This is a genomic window from Halomonas sp. PR-M31, assembly GCF_001039575.1.
GTDB lineage: Bacteria > Pseudomonadota > Gammaproteobacteria > Pseudomonadales > Halomonadaceae > Modicisalibacter.
Window position 1 is genome coordinate 23,779 of the sequence record NZ_JIBT01000060.1, and the last position, 25,697, is coordinate 49,475.

Below are 25,697 nucleotides of genomic sequence, written 5' to 3' on the forward strand. Positions count from 1 at the left end.
ATCTTCAGTTGATCTTGCGTGCTGCTCGCATCACCGCACTACGAGCCCGCGGATTGTCTTCGACTTCCTCTTTTCCGGGACGGCGAGCCTTGCCCATTGCTTCCAAGCGCCGCGCCAGTTGATCGTCCCGCACCGGCATCCCTCGAGGCAGATGTGTATCTCCTCGTACGTGATGACGAATGAAGCGTTTGACCCGGCGATCTTCCAGAGAGTGAAAGCTGATCACCACCAGATGACCGCCGGGTGCCAGCGCCTCGAGAGCTGCCTTCAACGCCTCATCCAGCTCCTCGAGCTCACGATTGACATGAATGCGCAGTGCCTGGAAGGCGCGGGTCGCTGGATGCTTGCCTTTCTCCCAGGCAGGATGCGCGGCCTTGAGCAATTCCGCCAGCTCGCCGGTGCGGGCAATGGGACTCTGGTGTCGTCGCTCAACGATAGCCCGGGCCATGCGTTTGGCGAAGCGTTCCTCGCCGTAGGTCTTGAATACCCAGGCAATATCCGCTTCGCTTGCATGACTCAGCCACTGGGCCGCACTTTCACCGCTACTCGGGTCCATGCGCATATCGAGGGGGCCGTCCCGGAGAAAACTGAAGCCACGTTCCGGATCGTCAAGCTGGGGAGAAGACACCCCGACATCCAACAGTATGCCCGCGAGCTGGCCGTACAAGCCTTGCGCTTGGGCTATATCACCCAGATGACTAAAGGTATCGGCAACTATTGAAAAACGTTGATCCTCGATGCGCTGTGCTTCTACCAACGCCTGGGGATCGCGATCAATGGCGAGCAGGCGTCCATTGGCGCCTAGTCGCGCCAGAATGGCTCGCGAATGTCCGCCTCGACCAAAGGTGCCGTCCAGATACACCCCGTCGGCATCGTGAATCAAGGTATCGACGGCCCCTTCAAGCAGCACGCTGGCATGACGATAGTCGGTGGACGACGAAGAATCGGTGGCGCGTTGGGGCATGCAGTTTCCGGGGATATCAAAATGTCAGGATGGAAGTTGGCCGATAAGCCGGGTTCTGTCGTGGACAGCCATTCATCTAGGCCCAGCGTCACCGCTGGGCTCCAGCGACCAACCCGCCCCCACTGCGGGCCACAGCGTCGGGGGCCTATTCGGTCTTGCTCCGGGTGGGGTTTACCGTGCCACGCACTGTTGCCAGGCGCGCGGTGCGCTCTTACCGCACCCTTTCACCCTTGCCGGCAGCTTGCGCTGCTTAGGCGGTCTACTCTCTGCTGCACTTTCCGTCGGCTCGCGCCGCCCAGGCGTTACCTGGCACCCTGCCCTATGGAGCCCGGACTTTCCTCCCCCGGCCAATGACCGGCGGCGGCTGTCTGGCCAACTTCCAAGCGCGCAAGAATAGCAGCGCGAGGGAGGCGATAACAATAGCGTCTCAGTCGTCATTCTTGCCGTCGACGCTCTCGCCGCCGTTACTCACCACCGCTGTCCTTGAGAGACAACGCCTGGTCGTACCAGGCTTTCTTGCGTCCCCCTAAAAGCCGGGCAGCGATCGCCGCCGCCTGCTTGACCCCGACCCCTTCGGCCAACAGGGTGCTTAATAGCGTATGCGCTTCAAGGGTCGTCGTCTCGCTGACCTGAACGGGTGCGCCGGCCACCATGATGACGAACTCGCCCCGAGCCTGGTTCGAATCCTCTTCAATACGTGCCAGTAACTGTGCCGCCGTGCCCTCGAGAAAGGTCTCGAAGGCCTTGGTCAGTTCTCGGGCCAATACCAGTTGGCGGTCTTTTAGAAGTTCACCGAAGGCGCGTAAGGTGGCCTGAATGCGATGGGGGGATTCATAGAACACCAGCGTCTCTTCGCGCTCACTCATGGACTGGATCATAGCCTTTCTTGCGCCGTCCTTCGCCGGCAGGAAACCGGCGAAAAGAAAACGATCCGTAGGCAGCCCTGCTGCAGACAAGGCAGCAACCAAGGCGCAAGGACCTGGAATGGGAACAACACGAGCACCGTGCTCGCGCAGCGCTCGAACCAGCACGAAACCGGGGTCACAAATCAGCGGCGTACCTGCGTCACTGATCAGCGCCAGGTTCTCTCCCTGTTCGAGGCGTTGGGCAAGCTGTTCGACTCGTCCGGTTTCGTTATGCTCATGCAGCGATAACAGCGGCGTGCGAATATCGAAATGATGTAGCAGCCGTGCAGAATGCCGGGTATCTTCCGCCGCTATGAGGTCGACGCTTGCCAGTGTTTGAATGGCACGGGGCGAGAGGTCATCGAGGTTACCAATCGGCGTGGCCACCACGTACAATGTGCCACTGGCAGATGCGGTCATGGTTCAATACCGACGTAATACGTTGTCGTTGGCGCCCGTCGCAGGCGTGTTTCCCTGCAGGTTGAACTCATCGTCATCCAATCGAACTCCGTGCAAGACAAGGAAACGGATACCATGCACAAATCACTGCGACGACTCCTCAGTACAGGGTTAGTGGCGCTCATAATGACCGGCTGCGCCGTTCAACAAACCCCGATAGAATCCGCGCCGGTGAGCAAGGAGCCTACCGAACTGCTGCGTCAGGCACAGGATCAGAATGCCCGGGAAGCGGCACTGACGAGACTCGAGGCCGCGGACATCCTAGCACGACGGGGAGACCTGGCGCAGGCGCTTGGGGTCGCGGGTGATATTGATTCGATTCAGCTACAGGGTGATGCCCGACTGCGCTGGGCCTTGCTGCTCTCCTATCTCGGCCTGAATCAGGAAGATGGCCAGAGCGTTCTACAAGCCACCTCGCTGCTGGATAGCAATCTGGCCATTTCCACAGACGATGCTCAAACATTGATGTATCGTCGGGGGCTCGGCCTGGGATTGACCGGACAACCGGCGGACGCGGTCGAGCAACTGATCGCTTTGCAGCGCCAAGAGGCGCCTTTCGATCTCAATGACGACATATGGCAACAGCTATCGCGCCTACGCGGCCCCTCCCTCGAGCAGCTGACGCGCTTCAATGATGAGTTTACTCAAGGCTGGGTGGCCCTTATCGAGGTGCAGCGTCGCAATGGTAGCAGCGTGGAGCGCTTGTTCACTCATATCGAACAGTGGCGCCAACAATACCCCAATCATCCTGCCGCCAGACGCCTACCGGAAAATCTTCGGGCGTTACGGGATCTACGCGGCGAGGAAGTGCGTCATATCGCCGTCTTTCTACCGCAATCCGGCCCCTTGTCCAATGTGGCAGAGGCCATTCGCGAGGGCATGCAGGTACGCCACATGAATGCTCTGGACCAGGGTGAGCAAACGCCACAGTTGAGCTTTTACGATACTCGCGACGCGGATCTGGATACGCTTTATGCCAGAGCCGCCATGGACGGCGCCCAGGTGGTCATTGGCCCGCTGGACAAGGATACGGTCTCGCGCCTGGAGCTTGGCAACGATGTTCCCCTGCCCACCTTGGCCCTAAACTATGGCACGAGCGACGAGAATCATGCCGAGAATCTGTTTCAGTTCGGCCTCTCTGCCGAAGATGAAGCTCGCCAGGTAGCGCGCCGCGCTAGGCTCGATGGCCATCGTCGGGCCGGCCTGCTGATACCCAACAATCCCTGGGGTCGTCGTGTCGGTGAAGCATTCAAGCAAACCTGGCAGGAACAAGGTGGCGAGATAGCCAGTGCCATCAACTACGATCCCGAAGGTAGAGTGGCAAATGCAGTACGCCCACTGCTGGACGTGCGGGGTGAGCGTGCTCGACGCGATCTGGACATGCTGTTTCTGCTTGCCTTGCCGAACTATGCTCGCCAAGTACCGCCGACACTCAAGTTCTTCTATGCCGGCAATCTGCCTATCTACGCCACCTCGCATTTATTCGAGGGACATTTGCAGCCTCAGACCGATCACGACTTGAATGGCGTCACCTTTATCGACATCCCCTGGGTGATACCGGATGCAGCGGTTGGAGGCAGCGATGCTCTGCCTTTCGTGAATAGCTACCGGAAACTACGCGATAACCGCGACTCCGCACTGTTCAAGCTCAATGCCATGGGCGTGGATGCCTATGAACTGGGGCGCAGATTGCCCTTGCTCACCCTGTTACCCAGCAACGAGCTGTACGGCGCTACCGGCATCTTGAAGGCGGGCCCCGATCATCGTATTCATCGCGATATGCCTTGGGCGCGCTTTGTCGATGGCGTACCGCAGCCACCACTGATGGGATTCACTCGCCTGGAACCTCTCGATGAAACCCAGTAGTGACGCACGTCAACGAGGTGAGGCAATTGAAGGCATCACGGCAAAGTGGCTGCAGGCCCAAGGGCTGATCTTTGTGGCTCGCAACCAGCATGCCAAGGGTGGGGAAATCGATTTGATCATGCGCGATGGCGATACCCTCGTATTCATTGAAGTACGTCATCGCACCAACACCCGCTACGGTCACCCCCTGGAAACCGTCAATATCACAAAACAACAGCGCCTGATTCGAGCCGCGCGTTTTTATCTGCTGCGCAACCGGCTATCATGTGCATGCCGCTTTGACGTAGTAGGCGTCGTCGGCACTGCGCCACAGCTGGAGTTTACCTGGGTACGCGCCGCCTTCGACGCGTTTTGATCGTCACTCGACCTTGGTTCATTATGGATTTTCAATCGCGCATTCTTGGCCACTTCAACGCCAGCATCGACACCAAGACCTATGCAAGCGAAGTGCTACCGCCCTTTATTGAAGTCGCCAGCCAGATGATGGTTCAAGGTCTGGTCAATGAAGGCAAAATCCTGGCCTGCGGTAATGGCGGCAGTGCTGGAGACTGTCAGCACTTTTCCTCGGAACTGCTCAATCGTTTCGAGCGAGAGCGGCCCAGTCTTCCTGCCCTGGCCTTGACCACCGACACCTCGACATTGACGTCCATTGCCAATGACTACAGCTATAATGAGGTGTTTTCGAAGCAGGTGCGAGCCCTGGGTCAACCCGGAGACATTCTGCTTGCGATCTCGACCAGCGGAAATTCAGCCAACGTGGTCCAGGCGATTCAGGCAGCTCACGATCGCGATATGACGGTCATTGCCCTGACGGGACGCGATGGCGGCGATATGGCCTCACTATTGGGACGTGACGACTGTGAAATTCGCGTACCGGCTACGTCCACCGCACGCATTCAGGAGGTCCACCTGTTGGTTATACACTGCCTGTGCGACCTGATTGATGAACAGCTTTTTGGCAGCAACGAGTAATGACGATGAAAAAACCACTGTTTACCCCGGTTCTACTTGCCCTTGCCCTGGGTCTTGGCGGATGTTCGGTCATCAACAACGCCACTACCCCTTCCCCTGAAGGAGAGGACTACGGTGCCCGTACAGCCGGCATGCGTGTCGAGGACGGCAGCATCGAAAGCAAAGTCCAGGACGCCATGGAGAGAAATGATGCCCGGCTAGGAGACGCCCGGATCGGGGTCAATAGCTATAACGGCGTTGTACTGCTGTACGGGCAGGTACCCAGCCAGGAGCTCAAGGACAAGGCCGGCGAGATCGCGCAGAACACCCGACAGGTGCGTCAGATACATAACGAACTGACGATCGCGGCGAACCTGCCATTTACCCAGCGCATGACCGACAACTGGCTGGAAACCAACATCGAAACTCGCCTGGCGTCCAGCGAAGATGTCGATTCGCGCCATGTAGAGGTCATCAGCGAGAACGGTACCGTCTATTTAATGGGCATGGTGTCCCGGCAAGAAGGCCAGCGAGTCGTCGATATCGTCTCGAAAGTAAGCGGCGTACAACGCGTCATCAAGATTTTCGACTATCTCGATTGAACGCTACCTCCTCTAGTCTGGAAAGTAAGCATCAAAACAAAAGCGGATGATCCAAGATCATCCGCTTTTCGTTGTTTCACGCTTGGCTACCGACAGGCAACCCGACCGCCAATCGCTATTTGATGACACGCAGCGACGGCCGTTCCTTGCCAGACTCTTTTTCCTTGTCATCCGACTGCTTCTTGCCGGCATCAGATGAGGTCGAGTCTTCTTCACTAGTGTCGACGCTTTCGAGAACAGGACGTTCTTCTTTCTGCTTCGCTTCTTGCGCCATCGCTTCGTCATACCCAGGCATGACCGGCTCATGGCCAAACACCATGCCAACGCCGTTTTCCTTGGCATATAGTGCGATTACCGCATCAAAGGGCACAAGAACCTGCATAGGATGACCGCCAAAGCGCGCATCGAAACCAAGAACGTCATTGGCCATGTTCAACTCTCTAACCGCCGTAGGCGCAATGTTGAGAACAATCTGGCCATTTTGAATGAATTGCTGCGGCACCCTGACACCCTCGCGCTCGGCGTCGACAACGATGTAAGGTGTCAACTCATTGTCCAGAAGCCATTCATAAAGGCCCCTGGCAAGGTAGGGACGACTGGACAGCATAGCTATCCCCCTCTGGATTGATGTGTGTGACCGGAACCCATGTCGTTCTACTACGCAATAAAGCGTGTCTCAAGGACGCATTTCGCGCTCTGCCTCGGATAGAGACGCCTTGAAGGCATCTCGGGAGAACAGGCGCTCCATATAGCCCATCAATGGCGGAACCTGTTTCTCCGGCAGCTCGATGCCCAGAATGGGTAAACGCCAGAGAATAGGCGCAATGCAGCAATCAACCAGCGAGAATTCCTCGCTCATGAAAAAGGCCATATCATCAAAGATGGGTGTGATACCCACCAGGCTTTCACGCAGCTCCTTGCGTGCTCGCTCGGCGTCCTTCTTGCCTGCGTTGAGAATCTCTTCGACCAACGGGCACCACTCCCGCTCTATACGATGCATCCATAAACGGCTTTGCGCTCGAGCGACAGGATAAACGGGCAACAAGGGCGGATGTGGAAAGCGCTCATCCAGATACTCCATCATCACCTTGGATTCATAGAGCACCAAATCGCGATCCAGCAAGGTGGGGACACTGTTGTACGGATTGAGATCCGCCAGTTCGGCGGGCCGGTTGTCTTCATCGACTTCGACCACATCCACCGCCACCCCTTTCTCCGCCAGCACGATTCTCACGCGATGGCTGTAATGGTCGTGACTACCGGAATAGAAGGTCATCGATGACCGCTTGGCCACTACACCCATGAAACACTTCCTCGTTTCGATTCAAAGCCAGAATGATAACACGCCAGCCCAGACCACGGGCCCCCGCACCGCTGAAAACGATAGACTTTGGATCGTTACTTTTAGCCTATGCTCAACACGAACACGAAAAAGGCGTATGACAATCATGTCATACGCCTTCGTCTCATGCTTGATGCGCTTGCTTAGTGAACGTCCCGCCAGTACTCACGCTTCAAGAAGTACGCGATCACGCCAAATATGAATATGAAGATCAATACCTTGGGCCCCAGAGACTGAGCCTGAAGCTTTGAAGGCTCCCCGACGTAGGCCAGGAAATTGGTCAGATCCCACACGGCCTGATCGAACTCTGCTGGCTCCATCTCACCCGGCTCGGTTACTTGCAGCACATGACAGGACTTGTACAGACCTGAAAGCGGGTCGAGCTCCGCATCCGGCGCCGTCGCCTTCTCGGTCTGGGCGCAGACCATTTCCTGAGTACCTTGCAACGGTTCCAGTACGTTCGGCATGCCTACCAGAGGAAAGACCGTATTGTTGACGCCCCAAGGCCGCTCAGTGTCCTTGTAGAAACTGCGCAAATAGGTATAGATCCAATCCGTACCCCGCACTCGCGTCTCAAGACTCAGATCCGGCGGCGCGGCACCAAACCACTGTGCTGCATCATCGCTGTCCATGGAGATGCGCATCTGATCGTTGTAGGAAAGGTTTTCATCGAAGATGAGGTTTTCCTCGACCAGCGCCTGAGGAATATTCAGATCCTCCGCGGCGCGGCTATAGCGCTGATAGTCCAGGGAATGGCAGCCCATACAGTAGTTGGTGAAAAGCTTCATGCCATTTTGCAAAGAAGCCTTGTCCTGAAGATCGGGGTTCATCTCGTCGAGATGGACACTCTCGCCCCCGGCTCCAAATGCGGTCAAAGGCAACGCGCTCATGGGCAACAGCGCGAAGAGCAGTACACACAATTGCTTTTTCATTAGCCAGTCACCCTTTCCGGTAGCGGTTTGGTTTTCTCGAACCGGGTATAGAACGGCATCAGCAGGAAGTAGGCAAAGTAGATGACCGTACAGACCTGGGCCAGCAAGGTGCGTCCCGGCGACACCGGCTGAACCCCCAGATATCCCAGAATGACGAAGCTGATTACAAACAGCCCCAGCATGATGCGTGATATCCAGCCCTTGTAACGCATCGAGCGTACCGGACTGCGGTCGAGCCAAGGCAGCACAAACAGAACGGCAATGGAGGCCCCCATCATGACCACGCCCCAGAACTTGGAATCAAGACCGAACAAGGAGAAAGTGATGGCGCGCAAAATGGCGTAGAACGGCGTGAAATACCATACCGGCGCAATGTGTTCAGGCGTCACGAGAGGATCTGAGGGCTGGAAATTGGGCTTCTCCAGCAAATACCCCCCGCCTTCCGGGAAGTAGAAGATCACCGCACAGAATACGAACAAAAAGACCGCTACACCGACGATATCCTTGACGGTGTAATAAGGATGGAACGGAATGCCATCGAGTGGCTTGCCGGTCTCGTCTTTCTTGGCCTTGATATCGATGCCGTCGGGGTTGTTGGACCCAACCTCATGCAAGGCGATGATGTGCAGCACGACAAGACCCAGAATGACGATCGGCAGGGCTACCACATGTAGCGCAAAGAAGCGGTTCAGGGTAATACCGGAAATCAGGTAGTCGCCGCGAATCCACTGAGTAAGGTCATCGCCAATGACGGGGATTGCCGAGAACAATGAAATGATGACCTGGGCGCCCCAGTAGGACATTTGCCCCCAAGGCAGCAAGTACCCCATGAAAGCCTCGGCCATTAGTGCCAGATAGATGCACATGCCGAACACCCAGAGAAGCTCTCGTGGCGCCTTGTAAGAGCCGTACATCAAGCCGCGGAACATGTGCAGGTAAACCACCACGAAGAAGGCCGTGGCGCCGGTGGAGTGCATGTAGCGAATCAGCCAGCCGTACTCCACGTCGCGCATGATGTATTCGACGGAAGCAAAGGCACCTTCGGCAGTGGGATTGTAACTCATGGTCAACCAGACCCCGGTCAAGAGCTGATTGACCAGCACCAGCATCGCCAGGGAGCCGAAAAAGTACCAGAAATTGAAGTTCTTGGGGGCGTAGTATTCGGCGAGATGTTCTTTCCACATCTGGGTAGCCGGAAATCGATCGTCGACCCAGCGCATGACACCGCTATCTGCCTTGGCCTTGTTCGGATTAGCCATCAGCTTGCCTCCTGATCTTCACCGATGACGATGGTCGTATCGGTATCATAACGGTAAGGCGGCACCAAAAGATTCAATGGTGCCGGTACGCCGGTGAACACGCGCCCTGCCAGATCGAAGCGTGAGCCATGGCACGGACAGAAATAGCCACCCGGCCAGTCGCCTCCTAGATCTGCGGCCCCAGGCTCGGGGCGATAGGACGGCACACAGCCAAGATGGGTACAGATGCCGATCAATACCATGAATTCAGGCTTGATCGAACGCAGTACAGGGTCCACATAGTCGGGCTGCTGGGGTGCGCCAGAATCGGGATCTCGAAGCTGAGAAGAATCGATTTCCTTCAAACGCTCGATTACGGCGTCGTCCCGGCGCGCCACCCATACCGGTTTGCCGCGCCACTCGACGGTCATTTGTTGTCCTGGCTCGAGCTTGGACACATCGACCTCGACCGGGGCTCCCGCTGCCCTTGCCTTGGCACTAGGCTGCCAAGACCCCAGGAAAGGGATCGCTACCCCGACTGCTCCGACTGCGCCTACTACTGCGGTCGCGCCGACGAGGAAACGGCGTCGCCCTTTGTTCACGCCGTTCTCTGCCATCTTATGATTTCTCCCGTCAATACAGCTGCCAACTGTCACTATCATGTACCGCGAAAGGAAAACTCACGGCTTATTGGTATGAAGTGTCATCATGTTAAGAAAAGGCCTTCGTCAACACAAGCTGACGCTCGCTAGCCAAGTGCTTTCTGTTGAGTTAAGTCAATGAAGGACATAAAAAAACGCTCAGCCAAAAATGGCTGAGCGTTATTGTCGCACCTGACTCGAAGCCCGTTAGCGCTTGGAGAACTGAGGGCGCCGACGTGCCTTGCGAAGCCCCACTTTCTTGCGCTCGACTTCCCGGGCGTCGCGGGTTACATAACCGGCTTCCCGCAGCGGCCCGCGAAATTCTTCGTTGTAATCGATCAGCGCCCGGGTAATACCGTGACGAATCGCACCGGCTTGAGCAGAACCACCGCCACCGCAGACGGTGATGTAAGCATCAAACTGCTCGTTTGTCTGGGTCAGCTCCATCGGCTGACGAATGACCATCTGGGCGGTGACACGACCAAAGTAATCGGCCACTTCGCGGTTGTTGACGGTAATCTTTCCGGAGCCCGGCTTGAGGAACACACGGGCCGTGGAAGTCTTGCGGCGCCCGGTACCATAATACTGTTGTGACATGGCGTAATATCCCTTAGAGGTTCAATTCTTGAGGCTGCTGCGCGGCGTGGGGATGCTGAGTGCCGGCGTAGACCTTGAGCTTGGCATACATGGCGCGACCTAGCGGCCCCTTCGGCAACATGCCCTTGACGGCAAACTCGATGATGCGCTCCGGCGCATGATCGATCATCTTCTCGAAAGACATCGAGCGTAGGCCGCCCGGGTAACCGGTATGACGATAGTAATTCTTGGCCTGGGCCTTGTTACCGGTCACACGAACCTTTTCAGCATTGATCACGACGATATAATCGCCAGTATCGACGTGGGGAGTGTATTCCGGTTTGTGCTTTCCGCGTAGGCGGCGAGCGATTTCGGTAGCCAGACGACCGAGCGTCTTGTCCGCAGCATCGACAACGAACCAGTCGCGCTGGACGGACTGCGGCTTAGCAGTGAACGTCTTCATGGATTCAATCACCAATTGGAACATTGGGTCTCGTGTCTTGCGACGACGGACCATCCCTATTTTTCTTGGTTGCCGCTTCCGTGAGAAAGGCAACTGTCGAGCGAGCGCGAAGTATACATGAGGCTTGCGCTCGGGTTAAGAGATATTGATAGCCTGTCTGCTCGGATTACGGTTGGTGGGGAAGCGCCAGATACTCCTGGGACTGCATTTCTTGAAGCCTCGACAGCGTGCGCTCGAATTCGAAGGCCAGTTTATCGCCATGGTATAGCTGCTCGATGGGCGCCGCAGCCGACATTAGCAGCTTGACCCCACGATCGTAGAACTCATCGACCATACTGATGAAGCGTCTGGCCTGGTCCTCGCTCGACGTTCCCATGCGCGGCACTTCCGACAGCAGCACGGTATGAAACTCCCGAGCCAGCTCGATGTAGTCGTTTTGACTACGTGGACCGTCACATAGCATGTCGAAATCGAACCAGACCACACCCTCGTGTTCCCGTCGCGCGGTCAATAAACGGTGGTTGATTTCGATCTTCGTCTGTTTCTCCCCTTCTGTTCCAGCGATAGCAAGAAAGCTTTGCTCTAGCCGATGAGTTGCATCATCGCTTAAGGGCGTATGGAACAGATCCGCATGCTCAAGGGTGCGCAAGCGATAGTCGACCCCGGAATCCACATTAACCACTTGACAGTGACGCTTGAGAAGATCGATTGCCGGCAAGAAGCGCGAACGCTGTAAGCCATCTCGATACAGTTCGTCCGGTACGATATTGGACGTCGTCACCAATACCACGCCGTGGGCAAATAACGCCTTGAGCAGATTGGCCAGGATCATCGCGTCGGTGATGTCTTTGACGAAAAACTCGTCAAAGCAAATGACTCGCGCCTCTTTCGCGAACTTGCCCGCAATTAGATCGAGTGGATTCTTCTGTCCTTTATAATGACCGAGCTCGTTGTGCACTCGCTGCATGAAGCGATGAAAGTGGGTGCGCATCTTGTCTGAAAACGGCAGAGACTCGTAAAAAGTATCCACCAGATAGGTTTTGCCTCGTCCTACGCCGCCCCAGAAATACAGTCCCGGAACCTCCGGGGTCTCCACCTTTTTCGGGGATGAGTCACGCTTGCCCAGGAACCCCTTGACGCGAGATTTCATCTTCTTGCGACGACTGCCGTTAGTCGCCGTGCTCGCTGCCAATGACCGTCGCGGTGTTTCCAGCAGCTCGTCGTACAAACGCTGCAGGTGCTGCACGGCATTTTCCTGGGCAGGATCGTACTCGAAATCGTCCCGCTCGAGATCTTCTCGATAGCGTGCCATGGGAGAAGGAGGAGCCGTTGCCTCTGAAGAGGTCGCTGTCACGTGCATGAGCCTTAGTGTAATCCGGTATGAGGGCGTGAATTATACGCTGCAGAAGGCCCCTGCATAAGCATGGAAAGCATTGACGTGAACACATTGACCCCTCTTGTACCTTGGACCGTATAATGTGCCATGCCGACGGCTGGCTGGATCGGTATGACAACAGTAAAGGGGAAGGATGTGTACGAAGGCAATATCAATTGGATTCTGGTTATTGCCAGTGTCCTGGCAGGCATTGGCATTGGCGCATTAGGCTATCACTTGCTCAATGCCAACGTGGCTCGCAATCAAAAGGTGCGCCAGCGCTTGGCCGAGAGGGAACTTGAACTCAGTCAGGTGAAAGAGACTCTCAACGAGCATTTCATCAATGTCACCAACCTGGTCAAAGGAATTCAGCGGCAAAGCCTGGAGCTGGAGGAGCAGGTAGCCTTGGGTGCCGAGCGCTTGAGCGATGATCCTAGATTCAAGCAGCAGCTGGTTGACCAGACCGACGCCGATTCGATCGACACCAAGCCGGACGACGGCGCTGACACCCTTGAAACCCCACGGGACTACGCCGATGGAAACAGGGGCACGCTGTCCGAGGATTTTGGTCTGCATCAGCCGAATGAAGCCGACCAGCAGGTGCAACCCGCTCGCTATTAAAGCAACGACTGATCGGCGATGAAACTCAAGCAGGATTATCGATGTCCACGAAGCGATGCTCGATGTCCTGCTCCCTAGCCAACCACTCACCGAGCGCTTTGATACCGTAGCGCTCCGTCGCGTGATGCCCCGCCGCGAAATAGCTTATACCCATTTCTCGCGCCAGATGTGTCGTACGCTCGGAAATCTCCCCGGATATGAAGGCATCGGCGCCGGCCTCGAAAGCCAGCTCGATCATGTCCTGGGCGCCGCCGGTGCACCAGGCAACCCGCTCAATCTGTCGTTCATGGCCGAGCACCATCGTAGGCTCGCGATCAAGGCGTTGAGTTAGATGCGCTCCCAAGGCAACACTATCCATTGCCTTGCTCGGCGCGCCCAGCCATAGAAGACCTGTGCCCAGCTCCCCATCGGCACAGCCTTGCACCTCGAAATCCAGTTCCGCCGCCAGACGCGCGTTGTTGCCCAGTACTTGATGGGCATCCAGGGGCAGATGATACGCCAGCAAATTGATGTCGTTGCCAAGCAGCGTGGCCAAGCGCCGGCGCTTCATGCCCGTAATCGTGACCGGCTCGTTCTTCCAGAAGTAGCCGTGATGAACGAGCACGAGATCGGCTTTCCAGCATACCGCTTCGTCCAGCAGCGCCTGACAGGCAGTCACACCGGTCATGATCCGGCCAATGCGTGAGCGCCCCGCCACCTGCAGGCCATTGACGGTGTAATCCTTGAACCTGTCGGGATACAACAGCTCGTCGCACATCTTCACCAATCGATCCCGCGCTATCATCGCTCATCCTCGGGCAGTCAACGTACTGCAGTGATACACTTTCGCTCATTGTAGCGGCCGTTTCCTTTCGCTTCGAGCCGACAGAATGCCGAATTTTTCTTCAACCAAGGACCTTGCATGCGTCGCCTTGTCAAGCCACTTATCTGGCCCGTGATCAGCGGTGTACTCCTGGCCGTTATCCTGCTCAATCAGTTTCCGAATTTGCTCAATCAATCAGTAACGCCTGAGCCCGCCCTCAGGCTGCCTGAGACGCTGATCTCACCACCCGCCACCCAGACTAGAGACATTGGCGATGCCATTGCGCCGACGTTGAAGACCGCGCCCATCTCACGTCCAGCGCCGGAGCTGCTCGAGGCGGCGCCGCTTGCGCGTCGCACTGGCCCTGCCAGCTATGCAAACGCCGTCGACACGGCAGCACCAGCGGTGGTCAACATCTACTCTTCTCGAGTCGTCGAACGCAAAGAGCATCCCTTGATGTCAGATCCTTTCTTCCGTCAGTTCTTCGGCGATGAGATGCCCAGCCGCCAGCGCATGCTGTCCAGTCTGGGGTCTGGGGTCATCGTCAGCAACGACGGCTATGTGTTGACCAATCATCATGTGATTCGTGGCGCCGATCAGATCCAGGTGGCGCTACGGGACGGTCGCGAGACCCTGGCCAAGGTCATCGGCACCGATCCGGAAAGCGACCTGGCCGTGCTCAAGATCGATCTCAAGGATCTGCCGGTCATTAGTCTGGTGGATTCCGAAAGCGCTGCAGTCGGTGATGTGAGCTTGGCCATCGGCAATCCTTTTGGCGTCGGCCAAACCGTGACCATGGGAATCATCAGTGCCACGGGGCGCAACCAGCTGGGTCTTTCGGCCTATGAGGACTTCATTCAGACCGATGCGGCCATCAATCCGGGCAATTCCGGGGGCGCTCTGATCAACGCCGAGGGCTCGCTGGTAGGAATCAATACCGCCATCTTTTCCCGTACGGGGGGATCTCAAGGCATAGGATTTGCCATTCCGACCAATGTGGCTCGCGAAATTCTCGACGAACTGGTCCGCAAGGGGCGTGTGATTCGAGGTTGGCTGGGCCTTGAGGTACAGGAAGTCACGATGGACCTGGCTACCTCGTTTGGCTTGAATGCGGCCCAGGGCGTTGTGGTGGCCAGCGTGGTCCCTGAAAGCCCTGCCGAGCGGGCCGGTATACAACAAGGCGATGTGCTTCTTTCGATCAATGGCAAACCGATTCTTGATCCACGGGTTGCCATGAGCGACATTGCCGACGTGGAACCCAATACGACCCTTCCCATCACCTTGATGCGGGATGGCGAAACACAAAAAGTCGAGATCGAGGTGGGTGAGCGCCCGACCCCAAGCGGGCGCTGATTAAAGGTTGGTGTTATGCCGGATCCGAGCGGAATTGGCTACAAGATCGCAGTAAAACGGATTTCAGGAGGAAATCATGGGAATGACCGGCAAAGGACATTGCGGCTTACTAGCCCTGGGAATGCTGACGATCGGAACACAGGCCCAGGGCGCTTCGGCCTTCGCTTTGAACGGCGAACATATGTTTGGAGATTGGGACGGCAAGCGCAGCGGCTCGAGAATCAAGGCGTGGCTTTCAAGTTCAACTATATTGCCGAGTCGGCCTACAATCTGCATGGGGGCTACGATCATGATCGTACGATCAGATATGCGGATCAATTCTCAGCCGGCGTCACTCTCGATCTGGACAAGCTGATTGGGATTGCGGATGCAACATTTCAGATCACGTTCACCGACCGCAACGGCGACGACTTGACCGCTGATCGCTTGACCGATCCCGCCAACGGCACCATCTCATCGGTTCAGGAAGTCCACGGGCGCGGCAACGTTCTGCGGCTGACTCAGTTTTGGTACAAGCAGAGCATGTTCGACGGTCGATTCAGTTACAAGCTAGGGCGCATTCCCGTCGGAGACGATTTTGCCACCTACGAAAGCCAATTCCAGAACCTTTATCTAGGCAGCGGTGAGCCCGGCAACCAGAACGGCGATATCTGGTACAACTGGCCGGTTTCTCAATGGGCTGCGGTAGGTCGCTGGAACATAAAGCCGCACTACTATGCACAGCTCGGTCTTTTCAACCTCAATCTCAACAATACCGATCCGGACAAGCACCTGGATATCATCCATGGCAATGGCACTACGGGCACTCTAATCCCCTTTGAGCTTGGATGGACACCCAGGCTTGGGCATGAAAATCTGCCCGGCGCCTATCGCCTAGGCGGCTATTACAGCAGTGCCGACACACAGGACTACAGCAGCGATTCCGACGATCAACAAAAGAGTGGACGCTACGGTTTTTATTACGTGATCGATCAGCAGCTGACATCCCATGAAAGTGATGCCAACCGCGGGTTGAGCGTATTCAGCATGGCCGGCTGGAACGACAAGGACACCTCCTTTATCGAACGTTATGTTTCCACTGGCGTAACCTATGCCGGGCCCTTTGATGCGCGACCGAACGATGAAGTCGGCTGGGGTCTTGCCTACGCCATGGTCAACGACGATTACAACCGCTACAACCAGCGCCAGGCCACTCGTTCCGGCGTCAATCCCGGACCAAGGCCTTCGCAGGGTGAAGAGTACAACGCTGAGATCTACTACTCGGCGCAGCTGACGCCTTGGTTTGCACTGCGCCCCAACCTGCAATACGTCGTCAATCCAGGTGGCGGCAGCGATACGGACAATGCCTGGGTGCTAGGTGCAGCAATGCTTGCCAACTTCTGATCAATTTGCCCTTTGATCGTCGATATCCGTTCTTGGGACGGATACTGTTTCCAAGACAGACCGTAAACTATGAAGTAATGCGATTCTCCGCGGAGCGGGCATGGGCGGTGAGGGATTCGCCCCGGGCCAGTACCGATGCGGTACGCCCCAGGGTCGAGGCGCCCTGCGCGGAACACTGGATCAGCGATGAGCGCTTCTGAAAATCGTAGACGCCTAGGGGAGACGAAAAGCGTGCGGTGCCCGAAGTCGGCAACACGTGATTGGGTCCGGCGCAGTAATCGCCCAGCGCCTCGGCGGTATGACGTCCCATGAAGATGGCTCCGGCATGGCGAATCCCCGGAAGCCAGGCTTCAGGCTCATCAACCGAAAGTTCCAGATGCTCTGGTGCGATGCGATTGATCAACTCGACCGCCTCCGCCTGACTCCGGCACAGGATCAGGGCGCCTCGAGTCGTCAACGACTGACGAATGATGGCTTCGCGCTCCATGCCGGGCAGCAGACGCTCGATGGCTTCTTTCACCGCATCGACATGGGACTGCTCCCAACCGATCAAGATCGCCTGGGCGTCCTCGTCATGCTCCGCCTGAGAGAATAGATCCATGGCCAGCCAGTCCGGATCGGTGCCGCCATCGGTGATCACCAGGATTTCCGATGGCCCGGCAATCATGTCGATACCCACCTGACCGAATACCGCACGCTTGGCCGTGGCAACGTAGATGTTGCCGGGCCCCACGATCTTGTCGACCCGAGGCACCGTTTCGGTACCATAGGCCAGGGCTGCCACGGCCTGAGCACCGCCGATGGTAAATACCTGATCGACGCCGGCGAGATGCGCGGCGGCCAGTACCAGCTCGTTGAGTATCCCATCCGGTGTCGGCACCACCATGATGATTTCCTGCACGCCGGCGACCTTGGCTGGAATCGCGTTCATCAAGACGGAAGACGGGTAGGCGGCCTTGCCCCCGGGGACGTAGATGCCCGCTCGATCCAAGGCAATGACCTGCTGTCCCAGAAGCGTGCCATCGGCCTCGGTATACTGCCAGGACTCGGGCTTTTGATGCTCATGATAGACACGAACGCGCTCTGCCGCATGAGCCAGGGCGTCACGCTGCTCTTGAGGCAATCCGTCGAAGGCCTGGTGCAGGCGCGCCTTGCTTACAGTGAGCTCACTCATGTGGGTGACACTGAGACGATCGAAACGATTCGTCGTCTCGATCAGAGCGGCGTCGCCTTGAGTACGCACGGCAGTGATGATGTCGTCCACTCGACGCTGAACCTCGGCGCCCGAAACCCCCTCCCAGGCAAGCAGCGCGCTCAATGACGCATCGAAATTTGCATCCGTGGTGCACAGCTGGGTCAGCATTGCCTCGTCATTTGTCCTGGTGATCATGAATCGCCTCGCAATATGATTCGATTGTTAGATCATTCGATATGTTCAGAAACATTCGAATCCAGTATGCATCAAGCAGCGCGACGTGCAGCGACCGCTTCCTGCAAGCGCTCGATCAGAGGCTTCAGCTGTCGATGTTTCATGGTCATTGCCGCCTTGTTGACCACCAGCCGCGTGCTTATCTCATCGATCATCTCTCGCGGCTCCATGCCATTGGCCCGCAAAGTATTACCGGTATCGACGATATCGACGATCTCATCGGCCAGATTCATGAGCGGGGCAAGCTCCATGGCGCCATACAGCTTGACCACCTCTGCCTGAATGCCCTGTTCGGCATAATAGCGCCGCGCCACGTTGACGAATTTAGTAGCCACCCGGCGTCGTGCATGGGTCGGCTGACTACCGACGGGACCGGCAGTCATCAGCCGACAACGGGCGATCTCCAGATCCAGCGGTTCATAGAAACCGTTGGCACCATGCTCCAGCAGCACGTCCTTGCCGGCAATACCAAGATCCGCAGCGCCCATCTGTACATAGGTAGGCACATCCACTGCACGTATGACCACCAGCTTGAGATGGTCCAGATTGCTGTCGAAGATCAACTTGCGGCTGCTGCTCAGATCCTCGACGGGTTCGATTCCAGCGTCCGCCAGTAGCGGCAGCGTTTCCTGCAGAATACGTCCCTTGGAAAGGGCCAGGATCAATTGTTTGCTCATGGCGTGCCACTTGGGAAAAGTTTGAACGTTCTCATCCGGGTACGCGGCGAATCTTCGCCCCCAGCAGCTGCAGTTTTTCTTCGATGCACTCATAGCCGCGATCGATATGATAGATACGATCAACCAGGGTTTCGCCTTCAGCCAAAATACCGGCAATGACCAGGCTTGCCGATGCGCGCAGATCGGTCGCCATGACCGGCGCACCGGACAGCCGTTCAACGCCGCTGACAACCGCCGTGTTGCCTTCAAGGGCAATGTCCGCCCCCATTCGATTGAGCTCCTGAACGTGCATGAAGCGATTTTCGAAGATCGTTTCAACCACGCGACCGGTGCCCTCGGCCACCGCATTCAGCGCGACGAACTGCGCCTGCATGTCTGTTGGAAACGCCGGATAAGGCGCGGTACGTATGTTGACCGCCTTGGGCCGCCGGCCGCGCATGTCCAGCTCGATCCAGTCTTCCCCGGTAGTGATTTTGGCGCCGACTTCTTCGAGCTTGGCTAGCACCGCTTCGAGTATGTTGCCACGGGTACGACGCACCCGTACGCAGCCGCCGGTGGCGGCGGCAGCGACCAGGAAGGTGCCGGTCTCGATACGATCCGGCATGACATCGTGATGGCAGCCATGCAGACGTTTGACCCCTTCAATGACGATGGTGTCGCTGCCGTGCCCTTCGATCTTCGCACCCATGGCGATCAAGCATTCGGCCAGATCGACGATTTCCGGTTCACGCGCCGCGTTCTCCAGTATCGTGGTGCCCTCTGCAAGGGTCGCCGCCATCAGCAGATTTTCGGTACCCGTGACGGTCACGGTATCGAAAAAGATGGTGGCACCCTTGAGACGATCATCGACTCGCGCTCGGATATAACCGCCTTCGACGACGATCTTTGCCCCCATCGCTTCGAGACCGTGAATGTGCAGATCCACCGGGCGAGAGCCAATGGCGCACCCGCCGGGTAGCGACACGTCTGCGGTTCCAAAATGTGCGAGTAGCGGCCCCAACACGAGGATGGAGGCACGCATCTTCTTGACCAGCTCATAGGGCGCATGACAATCGCGGACCTGGGAACCATCGAGCTGGATGGACATCCTGTCACCCATCACCGGCTCGATGCCCATGCAGGCAAGCAGTTCCAGCGTCGTGGTGATGTCCTGTAGATGGGGCAGGTTGCCGATGACGACGGGCTCGTCGGAAAGTAGTGTGGCAGCCAGGATCGGCAAGGCAGAATTCTTGGCACCGCTGGCCCACACCTCGCCTTCGAGGGGGCCACCACCGGTGATGATTAGTTTGTCCATGAGTATCTTCGCTTCAGGCTTGAGTGTTTTCAGGCGCCTGATGCCACTGGGCGGGGGTATAGGTCTTGATACTGATGGCATGCAAAGCGCCACTGGCAATCTCTTCGGACAAGGCACCGTAGATCAGCTGCTGACGCTTGACCGGCGACAGATTCTCGAAGACATCACCAACGGCAATGACCTGAAAATTACAGCCTTCACCCTGAATATGAAAATCACAGCCATCGATACGAGACTCGAGCAAGGTCTTGACGTCACTGGGTTGCATGAACTGGGGTGGCTCCTGTAGCTGACATGATTCTTGATGATAGGACTATGCAGAAAGCCACCATGGTAATGAAAAGTGCCGCCGATGGCGATGACGGACGCCTGGAGGGTGTTTACAAAAGTCACGAGCGACGATCAGACAAGACGAAATCAGCCGAAAAAGCGGAGTTTACGGGTTGTAAATGAGCATTTTAAGGCTGGTTTCAACGTAGTATGGTCGAGCGCAGTAGTTTGTAGACACCCTCTTAGCTCGCGTGCTCGACCGCATCATCATCCAACAGCTGATCGAGTCCTGCCATGTCGGTTATTCGGGTCAGGGGTGGTGACAGGGTTATTGCCTTCACCACCAAGGAGCGGCGCTTGGCACAGCGAAGCCATTCCAGCATGACGCTGAGTACGGCACTGCTAGCCTGATCGACCTGTCTGAAATCGAAGGCAACGGAGCTGCCTTCTTCCTGCTGTTCCAGCCATTCAAGACCGTTGGCCGCCAGGGTCGAGGCAACGTCAAAATCCGCCTCGCCGCTGGCAGTCAATACCCCATCGATCACTTCGAGCCGCGCATCGCCATCAAGCAATAGCGTCACGCGTCGCCCCCTTGCTCCAGCTCGTCGGTACCCACTTCCGGCGACCAGCCGTTGATGACCGCATCGTAATCGCGATTGTTATTGCGCATGGCCTGATCGAACTGGTTGCGAAAAGTCAGCCCAAGATTGATGCCATTGACGATGACATTGACCACCTTCCACTGCCCATCGTGCTCGCGCATGCTGTAGCTGACCGGATAGACCTGGCCATCGGTCGCCACCACTTCCATATCGACACTTGCCTGGTCGCCAGAACTCACCCCCTGGCTGTCAAGAACGCGCAAATCCCGATAGTCGAACGTCACCAATCCCTTGGCATAGGTATCGATCAGCGTCTTGCGAAATGTCTTTACGAAGCGGCTACGCTGCTCTGGGGAGGCATTGCGGAAATAACGCCCCATGACGCTGGCACCGATGTAACGAAAATCGGCAATGTCCTCGAGATTGTCATCGACCAATGTCTCGAGCTCATTTGGATGCTGTTTGAAGTAGTCATGGCGCCCTTCGATCTTGCTCATCAGCTGATCGATGCTGTCGCGAATGGTTTGTACCGGCGAAGATTGTGCTTGTGCTTGGGCCATCACCAAACCCAGTACCAATAGTGACATTGCACAGAACTTGAAAAATGGAGTGAACTTGTTCATCGACTTACTCCCACAGTATTAGTTATTGACCATATTCGATACGAACTGCTGAATGAGCTCTTCGAGTACCAGCGCTTTCTGAGTATCGTGAATGACGTCGCCATCCTCAAGCGTATCAGGGGCTCCACCCACGGTCAGTCCAATGTACTGCTCCCCAAGCAGCCCCGAGGTCAGAATCGCTGCCGTTGTGTCCTCGGAGAGCTGGCCCTCGAGCTCTCCGTTGAGCTCCATGGTGACCCGAGCATCAAACCATTCCTGATCGAGTTCCACCGAGGTCACCTTGCCGATTTGAACCCCAGCCATGGTGACCCGCGATCCCTTCTTCAAACCGCCGATGTCGGCAAAATCCGCCTTAAGGCTGAAGCTGCTGCTCGACAGGCCATTGTTCAACCCACTGACGCTCAACCCGAGAAATATCAATCCCAGGATGCCGGCCAGCACGAACAAGCCAACCCCTAGTTCCATCGTCTTGCTGCGCTTCATTAGAGTTCTCCAAACATCAGCGTCGTCAGCACAAAATCCAGGCCGAGAACGGCCAGCGAAGAGTAGACCACCGTACGAGTCGTGGCCCGGGAAATGCCTTCTGAGGTAGGCACGAGATCATAGCCTTGAAACACGGCAATCCACGTAACGACCAGTGCGAACACAAGCCCCTTGACCAGCCCATTGCCAACATCGTCGATAAAACTGACGCTGGCTTGCATATTGCTCCAATAGGAGCCTTCATTCACCCCTAACCAATCGACGCCGACCAGATAGCCACCCCAGATACCCACGACGCTGAATCCTATCGTCAGCAGGGGCAAGGAGACGAAGCCTGCCCATAGGCGAGGCGCCACTACCCGGCGTAAGGGGTCGACACCGATCATTTCCATGCTGCTAAGCTGCTCGGTTGCCTTCATCAAACCGATCTCGGCGGTCAAGGCCGACCCGGCACGACCGGCGAACAGAAGTGCCGCCACCACCGGCGCCAGCTCGCGCAGAAGCGATAAGGAAACCATCTGTCCCAGCGCGTCCTCGGCGCCGAAATCCACCAGGATGGTATAGCCTTGCAGCCCTAGCACCATGCCAATGAATAGCCCTGACACCAGCACGATGGCCAGGGACATGACGCCGATGAAGTGCATCTGGCGCAGCCACAGATGAAATCCTTCCTTGCTCGGAATGCCTATGCTCGCCTGAAACAGGAATATGGTTGCGCGCCCCAACGATTCGAACGTATCAAGCGTGGATCTTCCCAGGGACGTGATTCGCTGCTTGATCATTGCCTCGCCCCTTCGTTCAGGATATCGCTGTAGTAATCCGGTGCCGGGTAATGAAAGGGTACCGGACCATCGGGTTCGCCGTGCATGAACTGACTGACCCGAGGATCGCGATCCACGTTCAAGTTGGCCGGTGTGCCATGGGCCATGACCTTGCCATCGGAAAGCACATAGACGTAATCCGCAATGGACATGGTTTCCTTGATGTCGTGAGACACGATCACGGCGGTCAATCCCAGGGCCTGATTGACCCTCTTGATCAACTGCACCAGCACACCCATGGAAATCGGATCCTGACCGACGAAGGGCTCATCATAAAGAATCAGCTCCGGGTCCAGGGCGATTGCCCGGGCCAGGGCTACCCGGCGCAGCATGCCGCCGGAAAGCTCTGCCGGCATGAGATTGCGCGCACCGCGCAAACCCACTGCTTCCAACTTCATCAGCACCACATCGCGGATCATCGCTTCGGGCAGATCGGTGTGCACCCGTAGAGGAAAGGCAACATTTTCGAAAACGTTAAGGTCGGAAAACAAGGCGCCACTTTGAAACAGCATGCCCATGCGACGCCGCAAGCGGAAAAGCTCACGTCGCTTCAGGCGATGCACATCAAGGCCGTCGATTTCCACGCGGCCGGCGTCTGGGTAAAGCTGCCCCCCGATCAGCTTGAGCAAGGTCGTCTTGCCCGAACCGCTGGGTCCCATGATGGCAGTGATCTTGCCGCGCGGGATATGCATGTCGACGCCGCGAAATATCTCCTTGTCGCCGCGAGAGAAATACATGTTTTCGACCTCGACGAATTGCGGGTCATTCATCATAGCGATCCACCGGGGTGATTATCGAACATCGTATCCTAACTCATCTTATTGCCCAGGGCACCTGCCGGCAGGGACAAACTTGCAAGCGCCTGGAGCAATGCGTTTAATGACGTCCACTCATTGCATGCAGGTTACGCAGCCAAGCATTATGGATGCACCAATGTGACTCGCAAACAACCGTTCAGTTCGTCCTTCGAGCTCAATCGCCAATAGGGCAGTGTCTTATCATGACCGTCAATGCCAACTTCGACTTTCGATCCAGCGCACGCCGTACGCTGGATCTCGAGCAACAGGCGATCGCTGGCCTTGATGCCAAACTGTCAGAGGGTTTCGATAATGCCTGCCGCTTGATGCTCGCGTGCCCGGGGCGTGTGGTCGTCACCGGCATGGGCAAGTCCGGTCACATTGGTCGTAAGGTCGCCGCCACCCTGGCCAGCACCGGCACGCCTGCCTTTTTCGTCCACCCTGGCGAAGCCAGCCACGGCGATCTAGGCATGATCACCTCCAAGGATGTCGTGCTAGCGCTGTCCAATTCCGGCGAGACCGCTGAAATCACGGCCCTGCTCCCACTACTCAAGCGCATGGGCACGCCCCTGATCAGCATCACCGGACGCGCTGACTCAACCCTTGCCTGCCATGCTCAGGCACATCTCGATGCCGGTGTCGAACGAGAGGCTTGCCCCTTGGGCCTTGCACCCACTTCCTCGACCACCGCAGCGCTGGCGTTAGCCGACGCGTTGGCGGTCGCTTTGCTTGAGGCCCGCGGCTTCACCGCCGAGGAGTTCGCCTTGTCACACCCGGGGGGTAGCCTGGGCCGGCGTCTATTGCTCAAGGTCGACGATCTGATGCATGTTGGCAACCGCGTGCCCAAGGTAATGCTTGGTAGCCCGCTTCGCGATGCGCTACTTGAAATCACTCATAAGGGACTCGGGTTCACCTGTGTCGTGGATGAACGGGATCAACTGATCGGCGTCTACACCGACGGGGATCTGCGACGCACTCTCGATCAACATGCCGATCTGAGGACACTGCGGGTCGATGACGTGATGACCCGCGGGGGCAGGCGCATCTCTCCCGGCATGTTAGCCGCGGAAGCGGTCAAGATCATGGAAGACAACCGTATTACCGCGCTAGCGGTGGTGGACGCCCAGGAGCACCCTGTCGGCGCCCTGCACATGCACGATTTACTTGCTAGCGGCGTTATCTAGAGGAGCATGGTATGACACTCGACTACCCTCTCGACGATTCTGCGTTAATCCAGCGTGCCCATAATATCCGTCTGCTTGCCCTGGATGTGGATGGCGTCATGACCGATGGCCGGCTTCATTTCCAGAGCGACGATCAGGAAAGCAAGACGTTCAATACCCAAGATGGTTTAGGCATAAAGCTATTGCGCCAGACAGGTATTCAGGTTGCCATCATCACCGGACGTGAATCATCAATGGTGACTCGACGTGCCGAAGCACTGGGTATCGAACACGTCATACAAGGACGCGACGACAAGTTCGAGGCATTGCAATCCTTGCTTGCCCAGCTGAACATGGAATTGCAGCAGGTCGCTTACTGTGGCGACGATTTGCCGGATCTATCAGCGATCAAGCATGCGGGACTGGGCATCAGCGTACCGAATGCCCCTCTTTATATTCGAGAACATGCCGATTGGGTCACCGAACGCCCGGGAGGACACGGCGCCGTGCGCGATATCTGCGACAGTCTACTGGCATGGCAAGGCCATTGGCCTGCCATCTTTGATACCTATCTGCACGGAAAAGGCTAAACATGGCGCTGCGGTTGGCCAAACCTCCCGCCAAGTTCTGGCTGGCATTGATTCTACTGGCCCTGGGCGGACTCCTGACCTTCATCGAACAACGTGACGATCCCACGCCTGGCCCGGTGCCTAGTGACACCGCCGGTGAACCGGACTTCTATCTAGAGGGCGCACGAATGACGCGTTTCGATGCTGAAGGCAACCCTTATCAACGCCTTGAAACGCCACGCCTGGTGCATACGCCCGTGGATGACATCATTCGTGCAACAACTCCCGATATACGCCTTTATGACGATGAGGGTCGCACCTGGTTCGCCTCGTCATGGGCGTGCAGCTTGGTGGAGCGCTTAACGTATTTGCCATAGATCGGATGACGCTCGCGGCGCTCGATCATTACGACGATGGATTTATCCATCTTGTCGCTCACCACCCTTGCCGGTGAGCGTAACGGGCCTTTACTTTTCTTCGGCCATCTCAGTTACCT

General features: G+C 56.9%; 30 protein-coding genes, 1 other RNA gene and 1 pseudogene. 10 read left to right on the forward strand and 22 right to left on the reverse strand.

The features are described from left to right. Window positions 1-4: 4 nt before the first annotated feature. The 3 genes from rsmH to rsmI form a co-directional block, all read right to left on the reverse strand. Window positions 5-964, reverse strand: a complete 960-nt coding sequence (gene rsmH, locus CH74_RS14990) for a 16S rRNA (cytosine(1402)-N(4))-methyltransferase RsmH (protein ID WP_048308334.1) — start codon at window positions 962-964, stop codon at window positions 5-7. 28 nt (window positions 965-992) lie between these two features. Further along, window positions 993-1,344, reverse strand: an RNA gene (gene rnpB / locus CH74_RS17920) — RNase P RNA component class A. A gap of 84 nt (window positions 1,345-1,428) precedes the next feature. Next, entirely contained in the window at window positions 1,429-2,289 is an 861-nt protein-coding gene (rsmI, locus tag CH74_RS14995) for a 16S rRNA (cytidine(1402)-2'-O)-methyltransferase (protein WP_048308335.1), read from the reverse strand. Between the two features lie 114 nt (window positions 2,290-2,403). On the opposite strand from rsmI, the gene CH74_RS15000 reads away from it, so the two are divergent. Genes CH74_RS15000 through CH74_RS15015 form a run of 4 tightly spaced genes read left to right on the forward strand, consistent with a single transcriptional unit; the run spans window position 2,404 to window position 5,747 of the window. Next, a complete protein-coding gene (locus CH74_RS15000) occupies window positions 2,404-4,194 on the forward strand; it encodes a penicillin-binding protein activator (protein WP_048308336.1) in 1,791 nt (596 codons plus the stop codon). Beyond that, window positions 4,181-4,549 (forward strand): YraN family protein, encoded by a 369-nt coding sequence (locus CH74_RS15005; protein WP_048308337.1) that lies wholly within the window; start codon window positions 4,181-4,183, stop codon window positions 4,547-4,549. The genes CH74_RS15000 and CH74_RS15005 overlap by 14 nt, the downstream gene beginning before the upstream one ends. Window positions 4,550-4,572: 23 nt before the next feature. Next, complete coding sequence (locus CH74_RS15010) at window positions 4,573-5,166, forward strand: phosphoheptose isomerase (protein WP_048308363.1); 594 nt, start codon at window positions 4,573-4,575, stop codon at window positions 5,164-5,166. Between the two features lie 5 nt (window positions 5,167-5,171). Then, window positions 5,172-5,747 (forward strand): BON domain-containing protein, encoded by a 576-nt coding sequence (locus CH74_RS15015; RefSeq protein ID WP_048308338.1) that lies wholly within the window; start codon window positions 5,172-5,174, stop codon window positions 5,745-5,747. Between the two features lie 115 nt (window positions 5,748-5,862). Here CH74_RS15015 and CH74_RS15020 read toward each other — a convergent pair whose 3' ends face one another. From CH74_RS15020 to zapE, 8 genes are all read right to left on the reverse strand, one after another. Further along, window positions 5,863-6,354, reverse strand: a complete 492-nt coding sequence (locus CH74_RS15020; RefSeq protein ID WP_048308339.1) for a ClpXP protease specificity-enhancing factor — start codon at window positions 6,352-6,354, stop codon at window positions 5,863-5,865. Between the two features lie 69 nt (window positions 6,355-6,423). Then, on the reverse strand, window positions 6,424-7,050 hold the full coding sequence (gene sspA / locus CH74_RS15025; protein WP_048308340.1) for a stringent starvation protein SspA: 627 nt from the start codon (window positions 7,048-7,050) through the stop codon (window positions 6,424-6,426). Between the two features lie 182 nt (window positions 7,051-7,232). Further along, window positions 7,233-8,021 (reverse strand): cytochrome c1, encoded by a 789-nt coding sequence (locus CH74_RS15030; protein ID WP_048308341.1) that lies wholly within the window; start codon window positions 8,019-8,021, stop codon window positions 7,233-7,235. Next, window positions 8,021-9,280 carry a cytochrome b N-terminal domain-containing protein gene (locus CH74_RS15035; protein WP_048308342.1) on the reverse strand — a complete coding sequence of 420 codons (1,260 nt, stop codon included), beginning with the start codon at window positions 9,278-9,280 and terminating at the stop codon, window positions 8,021-8,023. Before CH74_RS15035 ends, CH74_RS15030 begins: the two co-directional genes overlap by 1 nt. Further along, window positions 9,280-9,876: a ubiquinol-cytochrome c reductase iron-sulfur subunit gene (gene petA / locus CH74_RS15040; protein ID WP_048308343.1), complete on the reverse strand. Its 597-nt coding sequence runs from the start codon at window positions 9,874-9,876 to the stop codon at window positions 9,280-9,282. The genes CH74_RS15035 and petA overlap by 1 nt, the downstream gene beginning before the upstream one ends. 231 nt (window positions 9,877-10,107) lie before the next feature. After that, window positions 10,108-10,497, reverse strand: a complete 390-nt coding sequence (gene rpsI / locus CH74_RS15045; protein WP_048308344.1) for a 30S ribosomal protein S9 — start codon at window positions 10,495-10,497, stop codon at window positions 10,108-10,110. 13 nt (window positions 10,498-10,510) lie between these two features. Continuing rightward, entirely contained in the window at window positions 10,511-10,939 is a 429-nt protein-coding gene (gene rplM / locus CH74_RS15050) for a 50S ribosomal protein L13 (RefSeq protein WP_048308364.1), read from the reverse strand. A gap of 166 nt (window positions 10,940-11,105) precedes the next feature. Beyond that, window positions 11,106-12,299 (reverse strand): cell division protein ZapE, encoded by a 1,194-nt coding sequence (zapE, locus tag CH74_RS15055; RefSeq protein WP_048308345.1) that lies wholly within the window; start codon window positions 12,297-12,299, stop codon window positions 11,106-11,108. Between the two features lie 171 nt (window positions 12,300-12,470). On the opposite strand from zapE, the gene CH74_RS15060 reads away from it, so the two are divergent. Further along, window positions 12,471-12,935 (forward strand): YhcB family protein, encoded by a 465-nt coding sequence (locus CH74_RS15060; protein ID WP_048308346.1) that lies wholly within the window; start codon window positions 12,471-12,473, stop codon window positions 12,933-12,935. Between the two features lie 25 nt (window positions 12,936-12,960). On the opposite strand, the gene CH74_RS15065 is transcribed toward CH74_RS15060, so the two are convergent. Further along, on the reverse strand, window positions 12,961-13,719 hold the full coding sequence (locus tag CH74_RS15065) for a Nif3-like dinuclear metal center hexameric protein (RefSeq protein WP_048308347.1): 759 nt from the start codon (window positions 13,717-13,719) through the stop codon (window positions 12,961-12,963). Between the two features lie 117 nt (window positions 13,720-13,836). On the opposite strand from CH74_RS15065, the gene CH74_RS15070 reads away from it, so the two are divergent. Then, window positions 13,837-15,090 (forward strand): Do family serine endopeptidase, encoded by a 1,254-nt coding sequence (locus tag CH74_RS15070; RefSeq protein ID WP_048308348.1) that lies wholly within the window; start codon window positions 13,837-13,839, stop codon window positions 15,088-15,090. Window positions 15,091-15,318: 228 nt separating this feature from the next. Continuing rightward, on the forward strand, window positions 15,319-16,473 hold the full coding sequence (locus CH74_RS15075; RefSeq protein ID WP_053070792.1) for a carbohydrate porin: 1,155 nt from the start codon (window positions 15,319-15,321) through the stop codon (window positions 16,471-16,473). 67 nt (window positions 16,474-16,540) lie between these two features. Here the strand turns inward: CH74_RS15075 and hisD are convergent, their stop codons facing one another. The 9 genes from hisD to CH74_RS15120 form a co-directional block, all read right to left on the reverse strand. After that, window positions 16,541-17,863 carry a histidinol dehydrogenase gene (gene hisD / locus CH74_RS15080; RefSeq protein WP_048308349.1) on the reverse strand — a complete coding sequence of 441 codons (1,323 nt, stop codon included), beginning with the start codon at window positions 17,861-17,863 and terminating at the stop codon, window positions 16,541-16,543. A 71-nt stretch (window positions 17,864-17,934) separates the two neighbouring features. Beyond that, the gene (gene hisG, locus CH74_RS15085) at window positions 17,935-18,579 is read right to left on the reverse strand and encodes an ATP phosphoribosyltransferase (protein WP_048308350.1); all 645 of its coding nucleotides are present in this window, start codon (window positions 18,577-18,579) and stop codon (window positions 17,935-17,937) included. Window positions 18,580-18,610: 31 nt separating this feature from the next. Further along, the gene (gene murA / locus CH74_RS15090; protein WP_048308351.1) at window positions 18,611-19,873 is read right to left on the reverse strand and encodes a UDP-N-acetylglucosamine 1-carboxyvinyltransferase; all 1,263 of its coding nucleotides are present in this window, start codon (window positions 19,871-19,873) and stop codon (window positions 18,611-18,613) included. A gap of 13 nt (window positions 19,874-19,886) precedes the next feature. Next, window positions 19,887-20,141, reverse strand: coding sequence for a BolA family protein (locus CH74_RS15095; protein ID WP_048308352.1), 255 nt, complete (start codon window positions 20,139-20,141; stop codon window positions 19,887-19,889). Between the two features lie 244 nt (window positions 20,142-20,385). Further along, window positions 20,386-20,724: a lipid asymmetry maintenance protein MlaB gene (locus CH74_RS15100; RefSeq protein WP_048308353.1), complete on the reverse strand. Its 339-nt coding sequence runs from the start codon at window positions 20,722-20,724 to the stop codon at window positions 20,386-20,388. Then, window positions 20,721-21,368, reverse strand: a complete 648-nt coding sequence (locus CH74_RS15105; RefSeq protein WP_048308354.1) for a phospholipid-binding protein MlaC — start codon at window positions 21,366-21,368, stop codon at window positions 20,721-20,723. Before CH74_RS15105 ends, CH74_RS15100 begins: the two co-directional genes overlap by 4 nt. Window positions 21,369-21,386: 18 nt before the next feature. Beyond that, window positions 21,387-21,851 carry an outer membrane lipid asymmetry maintenance protein MlaD gene (gene mlaD / locus CH74_RS15110; RefSeq protein ID WP_048308355.1) on the reverse strand — a complete coding sequence of 155 codons (465 nt, stop codon included), beginning with the start codon at window positions 21,849-21,851 and terminating at the stop codon, window positions 21,387-21,389. Then, complete coding sequence (gene mlaE, locus CH74_RS15115; protein ID WP_048308356.1) at window positions 21,851-22,633, reverse strand: lipid asymmetry maintenance ABC transporter permease subunit MlaE; 783 nt, start codon at window positions 22,631-22,633, stop codon at window positions 21,851-21,853. The genes mlaD and mlaE overlap by 1 nt, the downstream gene beginning before the upstream one ends. Beyond that, window positions 22,630-23,442, reverse strand: coding sequence for an ABC transporter ATP-binding protein (locus CH74_RS15120; protein WP_048308357.1), 813 nt, complete (start codon window positions 23,440-23,442; stop codon window positions 22,630-22,632). The genes mlaE and CH74_RS15120 overlap by 4 nt, the downstream gene beginning before the upstream one ends. A gap of 230 nt (window positions 23,443-23,672) precedes the next feature. Here CH74_RS15120 and CH74_RS15125 point away from each other — a divergent pair, with 230 nt between their 5' ends. Genes CH74_RS15125 through lptC form a run of 3 tightly spaced genes read left to right on the forward strand, consistent with a single transcriptional unit; the run spans window position 23,673 to window position 25,578 of the window. Further along, the gene (locus tag CH74_RS15125; RefSeq protein WP_048308358.1) at window positions 23,673-24,653 is read left to right on the forward strand and encodes a KpsF/GutQ family sugar-phosphate isomerase; all 981 of its coding nucleotides are present in this window, start codon (window positions 23,673-23,675) and stop codon (window positions 24,651-24,653) included. Between the two features lie 11 nt (window positions 24,654-24,664). Then, entirely contained in the window at window positions 24,665-25,222 is a 558-nt protein-coding gene (locus CH74_RS15130; protein WP_048308359.1) for an HAD family hydrolase, read from the forward strand. Window positions 25,223-25,224: 2 nt separating this feature from the next. Then, window positions 25,225-25,578 carry an LPS export ABC transporter periplasmic protein LptC gene (lptC, locus tag CH74_RS15135; protein ID WP_082140452.1) on the forward strand — a complete coding sequence of 118 codons (354 nt, stop codon included), beginning with the start codon at window positions 25,225-25,227 and terminating at the stop codon, window positions 25,576-25,578. Here the strand turns inward: lptC and CH74_RS19700 are convergent. Further along, window positions 25,521-25,643: pseudogene (locus CH74_RS19700) on the reverse strand (uS17 family ribosomal protein); the annotation flags it as partial. The gene lptC and the pseudogene CH74_RS19700 sit on opposite strands and share 58 nt — an antisense overlap. Window positions 25,644-25,697: the final 54 nt, after the last annotated feature.

Coding starts and splice junctions, on each gene's coding strand:
- rsmH (WP_048308334.1), bottom strand. CDS start 964: ATGCCCCAACGCGCCACCGATTCTTCGTCGTCCACCGACTATCGTCAT.
- rsmI (WP_048308335.1), bottom strand. CDS start 2,289: ATGACCGCATCTGCCAGTGGCACATTGTACGTGGTGGCCACGCCGATT.
- CH74_RS15000 (WP_048308336.1), top strand. CDS start 2,404: ATGCACAAATCACTGCGACGACTCCTCAGTACAGGGTTAGTGGCGCTC.
- CH74_RS15005 (WP_048308337.1), top strand. CDS start 4,181: ATGAAACCCAGTAGTGACGCACGTCAACGAGGTGAGGCAATTGAAGGC.
- CH74_RS15010 (WP_048308363.1), top strand. CDS start 4,573: ATGGATTTTCAATCGCGCATTCTTGGCCACTTCAACGCCAGCATCGAC.
- CH74_RS15015 (WP_048308338.1), top strand. CDS start 5,172: ATGAAAAAACCACTGTTTACCCCGGTTCTACTTGCCCTTGCCCTGGGT.
- CH74_RS15020 (WP_048308339.1), bottom strand. CDS start 6,354: ATGCTGTCCAGTCGTCCCTACCTTGCCAGGGGCCTTTATGAATGGCTT.
- sspA (WP_048308340.1), bottom strand. CDS start 7,050: ATGGGTGTAGTGGCCAAGCGGTCATCGATGACCTTCTATTCCGGTAGT.
- CH74_RS15030 (WP_048308341.1), bottom strand. CDS start 8,021: ATGAAAAAGCAATTGTGTGTACTGCTCTTCGCGCTGTTGCCCATGAGC.
- CH74_RS15035 (WP_048308342.1), bottom strand. CDS start 9,280: ATGGCTAATCCGAACAAGGCCAAGGCAGATAGCGGTGTCATGCGCTGG.
- petA (WP_048308343.1), bottom strand. CDS start 9,876: ATGGCAGAGAACGGCGTGAACAAAGGGCGACGCCGTTTCCTCGTCGGC.
- rpsI (WP_048308344.1), bottom strand. CDS start 10,497: ATGTCACAACAGTATTATGGTACCGGGCGCCGCAAGACTTCCACGGCC.
- rplM (WP_048308364.1), bottom strand. CDS start 10,939: ATGAAGACGTTCACTGCTAAGCCGCAGTCCGTCCAGCGCGACTGGTTC.
- zapE (WP_048308345.1), bottom strand. CDS start 12,299: ATGCACGTGACAGCGACCTCTTCAGAGGCAACGGCTCCTCCTTCTCCC.
- CH74_RS15065 (WP_048308347.1), bottom strand. CDS start 13,719: ATGATAGCGCGGGATCGATTGGTGAAGATGTGCGACGAGCTGTTGTAT.
- CH74_RS15070 (WP_048308348.1), top strand. CDS start 13,837: ATGCGTCGCCTTGTCAAGCCACTTATCTGGCCCGTGATCAGCGGTGTA.
- hisD (WP_048308349.1), bottom strand. CDS start 17,863: ATGATCACCAGGACAAATGACGAGGCAATGCTGACCCAGCTGTGCACC.
- hisG (WP_048308350.1), bottom strand. CDS start 18,579: ATGAGCAAACAATTGATCCTGGCCCTTTCCAAGGGACGTATTCTGCAG.
- murA (WP_048308351.1), bottom strand. CDS start 19,873: ATGGACAAACTAATCATCACCGGTGGTGGCCCCCTCGAAGGCGAGGTG.
- CH74_RS15095 (WP_048308352.1), bottom strand. CDS start 20,141: ATGCAACCCAGTGACGTCAAGACCTTGCTCGAGTCTCGTATCGATGGC.
- CH74_RS15105 (WP_048308354.1), bottom strand. CDS start 21,368: ATGAACAAGTTCACTCCATTTTTCAAGTTCTGTGCAATGTCACTATTG.
- mlaD (WP_048308355.1), bottom strand. CDS start 21,851: ATGAAGCGCAGCAAGACGATGGAACTAGGGGTTGGCTTGTTCGTGCTG.
- mlaE (WP_048308356.1), bottom strand. CDS start 22,633: ATGATCAAGCAGCGAATCACGTCCCTGGGAAGATCCACGCTTGATACG.
- CH74_RS15120 (WP_048308357.1), bottom strand. CDS start 23,442: ATGAATGACCCGCAATTCGTCGAGGTCGAAAACATGTATTTCTCTCGC.
- CH74_RS15125 (WP_048308358.1), top strand. CDS start 23,673: ATGACCGTCAATGCCAACTTCGACTTTCGATCCAGCGCACGCCGTACG.
- CH74_RS15130 (WP_048308359.1), top strand. CDS start 24,665: ATGACACTCGACTACCCTCTCGACGATTCTGCGTTAATCCAGCGTGCC.
- lptC (WP_082140452.1), top strand. CDS start 25,225: ATGGCGCTGCGGTTGGCCAAACCTCCCGCCAAGTTCTGGCTGGCATTG.